The sequence below is a fragment of the Nonomuraea sp. K271 genome, assembly GCF_009908215.1.
GTDB classification, from domain to species: Bacteria; Actinomycetota; Actinomycetes; order Streptosporangiales; family Streptosporangiaceae; genus Nonomuraea; species Nonomuraea longispora.
The window spans coordinates 1-4506 of the sequence record NZ_JAAAHR010000312.1 but is presented as its reverse complement, the minus strand read 5'-3'; the positions used below and the strand labels follow the sequence as shown (position 1 = coordinate 4506).

General features: G+C 73.9%; 6 protein-coding genes. 1 reads left to right on the top strand and 5 read right to left on the bottom strand.

Translation table 11 applies throughout. The annotated features are described in order from the left end of the window. Positions 1–151, bottom strand: a 151-nt coding sequence (locus GUY59_RS46185; protein ID WP_161715102.1) for a TFIIB-type zinc ribbon-containing protein, incomplete at its 3' end; no start/stop codon positions are given. Positions 152–210: 59 nt separating this feature from the next. Further along, positions 211–1068 (bottom strand): phosphotransferase, encoded by an 858-nt coding sequence (locus GUY59_RS46180; RefSeq protein ID WP_138207247.1) that lies wholly within the window; start codon positions 1066–1068, stop codon positions 211–213. A gap of 18 nt (positions 1069–1086) precedes the next feature. Here GUY59_RS46180 and GUY59_RS46175 point away from each other — a divergent pair, with 18 nt between their 5' ends. Further along, positions 1087–1974, top strand: coding sequence for a TIGR03619 family F420-dependent LLM class oxidoreductase (locus tag GUY59_RS46175; protein ID WP_138207249.1), 888 nt, complete (start codon positions 1087–1089; stop codon positions 1972–1974). On the opposite strand, the gene GUY59_RS46170 is transcribed toward GUY59_RS46175, so the two are convergent. From GUY59_RS46170 to GUY59_RS46160, 3 genes are all read right to left on the bottom strand, one after another. Then, complete coding sequence (locus tag GUY59_RS46170; RefSeq protein ID WP_138207251.1) at positions 1971–2348, bottom strand: VOC family protein; 378 nt, start codon at positions 2346–2348, stop codon at positions 1971–1973. The genes GUY59_RS46175 and GUY59_RS46170 overlap by 4 nt on opposite strands. 9 nt (positions 2349–2357) lie before the next feature. Beyond that, positions 2358–3554 (bottom strand): cytochrome P450, encoded by a 1197-nt coding sequence (locus GUY59_RS46165; protein WP_138207253.1) that lies wholly within the window; start codon positions 3552–3554, stop codon positions 2358–2360. Further along, positions 3551–4506 (bottom strand): acyl carrier protein (locus GUY59_RS46160; RefSeq protein WP_236668148.1); only part of this gene is annotated, 956 nt, incomplete at its 5' end. The genes GUY59_RS46165 and GUY59_RS46160, both read right to left, overlap by 4 nt.

Here is a 4506-nt window from a genome sequence, read left to right as displayed (position 1 = left end):
GGGGAGTGGAGTGGAACTGCGTCTCCATCCGGGTCAGCGTCTCGAGCTCGCCGTAGTCGAGGAAAATCCCACGGCAGTTGTCGCACTGCTCGATGTGGACGCCGTTGCGCTCATAGGTCCGCATGCTTCCGCGGCACTTAGGGCATTGCATCTAAGTCGCTCTCCTTGGCTCTGAGGTCTCCAGCCTGAAACCTACCTCGCGCAACCCCGTCACGCCCGGACGATTCTGTTGCACGCCTCGACCAACGAATACTCCACCTCGTCCAGTTCCCGGTTCTCGCGTTCGGCGTTGACCACCGCGACGGCGGCGAGCTGGACGGTGAGCGCCCTGGCGGGCACGTCGAGGCGCTGCCACGGGTCGTCGCCCTGGCCCAGCGCCGGCCCGCCGGAGGCCTGGTAGGCGCCCAGGAACCTGGCCCACACGTCCGGGTCGAGCAGCCCCGCGGCGTACCAGGCGGCCGGCCTGGCCAGATCCCACGCGGGATCGCCGACGCCGAGATCGTCGACGTCGATGAGCAGCCACCCGTCGCGGTCGACCAGCTGGCCCAGATGCCAGTCGCCGTGCGTGAGCAGCCCCGGCCGCGGGTCGGTCGCGGGCAGGCCCATGAACGCCCTCCTGACGAGCCGCGCGACCGGGTCGTCCCCGGACATGCGCCCCACCGCGCGGGCGGCCCTCGCGGGCCCACCGGCCGCGGGCAGAACCGGCAGCAGCGTCAGGGGGACGGCGTGCAGCCTCGCCAGCAGCCTGGCCCCCTCCTCCCACGGGGCGCGGACCGGATCGTCGTCGTGCGCGACGGGCCGCCCCGCGGGCCACACCGTCACCGCGCGCCCGGCCACCGTCAGCACCTCGGGCTCCAGCGGGGCCAGCATCACGCCGCTCGCCGCGGCCGAGGCCGCGGCCCGTAACCTCGGCCGCAACGCCCCGGCGTCGTCACGCGCCGAGTGAGCCTTCACCACGACCTCGCCCCGGCGTACCACCACGACATCGGTGCGGGTCGGGTGTAACTCGGGCGTGCCCGTGCCGCCGTACGCCCCGGCGACGCCCGCCAGCTCCGCCTCCAGAGTCACCAGTACAGACTAGACGGCATGAGAGTGGGTTTCGCAGTACCCCAGTCAGGGCCCTGGGCCACCCCGGCCAACATGCGCCGCGTCGCCACGCGGGCGGAGGAGCTCGGCTACCACGAGCTGTGGACGTACCAGCGGCTGCTGTACCCGGTGGGGCATCCGATGGGGCCTACCTACCGCGCCGTGCACGACCCGCTGGTCACGCTGGCGCACCTGTCAGGGGTGACGAGCGGGATCGGTCTCGGCGTCGCCGTGGTCAACGCCTACGTGCCGCCGGTGCTGATGGCCAAGCAGCTCGCCACGTTGCAGACGGTCGCGGGCGGCCGGCTCACCGCCGGGATCGGGCTGGGCTGGCTGCCCGAGGAGTTCACCGCCACGGGCGCCGGCATGGAGGGACGCGGCCGCAGGGGTGAGGAGTTCGTCGAGGTGCTGCGCAAGGCGTGGCGCGACGACGTGGTCGAGCACGACGGCGCCTTCTACCGGGTGCCGCCCTCCCACATCGACCCCAAGCCGGCGCCGGCGCCGCCGCGCGTCCTGCTCGGCGGCACCGCCGAGGTCGCGCTGCGCCGCGCCGCCCGGCTGGCCGACGGGTGGGTGAGCTCCAGCAGGGAGGATCTGTCAGGCATCGCGGGCAGGGTGGAGCTGATCAAGAGGGAGCTGGCGGCGTCAGGGCGCGACGCGACCGGGTTCCGGTTCGTGTGCAGGGGCGTCACCCAGGTGCGGCCCGGCGACGAGGACCGCCCGCTGACGGGCACGTACGACAAGATCAGGGCCGACGTGGCCGCCCTGGCGGCCTGCGGCGTGACGGACGTCTTCCACGACCTCAACTTCGACCGCGAGATCGTCACCGCCGGACCCGGGGAGGCGATGCGCCGCGCGGAGGAGGCCCTGGAGGCGCTGGCGCCCTAGCCGCCGTACGGCACCGTGATGATCTCCAGGTTGTGGCCGTTGGGATCCTCCCAGTAGAGGCCCCGGCCACCGTCGTTGGTGTTGATCTCGCCCGGCCGCCGGTGGTGGGGATCGGCCCAGTAGGTCAGGCCGCGCTCCTCGATGCGTGCCTTGATCAGGTCGAACTCCTCCTCGCCGACCAGGAACGCGTAGTGCTGCTGATGCACGGGCCCGCCGGCCTCGACGACGTCGAGCGAGACGTCGTTGCCGAGCCGGACGACGCGGAACGGGCCGTAGACCGGCGGCGGCTCCAGCCCCAGGACGTCGGCGAGGAACGCGGCCGTCGCGTCCCGGTCCTTCGCCGCCACGATGGTGTGGTTCAGGTGGACAGCCATACTCGCAGGCTACGCCAGTGCCACGGGGAGCGTGCCGACGCCGTTGACGAAGTTCGACGGCAGCCAGGTCACCGGGCCCGTCACCGTGATGGCCGACACGCTCGCCCGCAGCTCGGCCAGCAGCGCGCGGAGCTCGGCGCGGGCGAGCTGGGCGCCCAGGCAGAAGTGCGGGCCGTGCCCGAACGTCAGGTGCCGGTTCGGCGTCCTGCCGACGTCGAACCGGTCGGGGTCGTCGAAGACGGCCTCGTCACGGTTGGCCGACACCGTCCACAGCGCCACCGCCTCACCGGCCGCGACCCGCCGCCCGGCCAGCTGCGCGTCCCGCGTGGCGACCCTCCCGACGTGGGCGGCCGGGGTGGTCCAGCGCAGGATCTCCTCGACGGCCGGGTCGACGAGCGCGGGGTCCTCACGCAGACGCGCCCACTCCTTGTCGTACGTGGCCAGTGCCAGCAGCCCGCCGGCCATCGCCAGCCGGGCCGTCTCGTCGCCGCCGATGATGAGGTTGTAGCAGTTGAGCAGCACCTCCTCCTCGGTCAGGTCGCTGCCGACGAGCAGGCTGATCACGTCGTCGCCCGGCGCCGTCCTGCGCCGGGCGGCCAGGCGCGTGTAGTAGAGCAGGATCTCGCTCTGGGCGATCATCGCCGTCGGCGGTGTCCTGCCGGCCCGCTCCGCGGGCGGGGTCTCGCCCAGCATGGCCTCGCCCGTCAGCTCCAGCACGCGTTGCCGGTCCGCCTCGGGGACGCCGAGCAGCTCGCAGATGGCCCGCAGCGGCACCTGCGCGGCCACCTCCGCCACGAAGTCGCCGCCGCCGCGGCGTACGAGCGCGCCGAGCAGGTCGCGGGTGGCCTCCTCGATCGAGCGCGTGACGGTGCCGAGCGTACGCGGGCCGAAGCCGGGCGTCAGCAGGCGGCGCAGCCGGGCGTGCTTGGGCCCGTCCGTGACGACCAGCATCTTCCCCGCGCCGGGGTCGTGCCCCCGCAGGAGGGTACGCAGCATGTTGCCCCGCAGCGAGCTGAACGTCTCCGGGTCGCGTACGACGCGCAGCACGTCGGCGTGGCGGGTCACGCTCCAGAACCGCTCGTGCCTGCGCACCGGGTCGTGGGCGCGCAGCCAGCGCCATACCGGGGTGAGGTCGTGGGTGGCGTGCAGCTCGGGATCGAGCAGGTCGAGCGCGTCGATCCCGGCCGGGTCCGGGCTGGGTCTCATGCTCCGAACTCGTCCAGGAGGTCGCCGAGCGGGTCGTCGTCCGGTTCGCTGAGCACGCGCGAGATGAGCTCCTCCAGGGGCAGCTCCTCGAGGAACAGTTCGATGGGGGCCTCCAGGCCGAAGCGGTCGCGCAGCTCGCCGACCAGGAAAACGGCGGTCAGGGAGTCGCCGCCGACGGCGAAGTACGTCCTGCCCAGGTCCCCAGTGCCGGTCAGGTCCAGGGTGGTGAGAAACAGATCGGTCACCGCGGCCCTCGTGTCCTGCGGCTGTTCCGGTCGCGGTGGCGGCGGTGCTCCGACGGTGAGCGCGCCGTGGTGCTCGCCCGCGAACGGGTACGTGGGCAGGTGGGCCCGCCGCCCGCCCGTCCGCGGCCAGACGACGTCCTCACCCCGCACCCACGCGTCACCCGGAACGGAACGGCCGCCCGCCATTTCTCCGCCCGCCATTTCTCCGGCCGCTATTTCTCCGCCCGCCGCTTCTCCGCGCGCCGCTTCTCCGCGCGCGGCGAGCGCGTCCAGGGCGGCGGCGGCCTCGGCGCGGGTCGTGGCCGACACATAGGCGCGGGCGTCCAGGGCGGCGCGGCCCGTGGCCAGGGTGCAGGCGACGTCGGCCAGCGAAGGCGCGCCCGGGGCGCGCAGCGCCCGCGCCAGCCTGCCCGCCGCCGCGGCGAGCTGGGCGGGGGTTCGCGCCGACAGCGGCAGCACCAGCGGCGGTCCGTCCCCGCGAACCGGGGCGGGCCCGTCCGTCCCGTGCGCCACGGCGGGACCGTCGTCCCCGCGACGCAGGGCCGCCGCGCGCGTCGCCGTGCTCGGAGCGGGAGCGGGCGGTTCCTGCAGGACGACGTGGACGTTCGTGCCGCCGATGCCGAGGGACGAGACCCCGGCCAGGCGCGGGCCGCTCACGGGTGGGGCCCACTCCGTGGTGGCGGTGAGCAGGTGGAACGGGGTGGTGC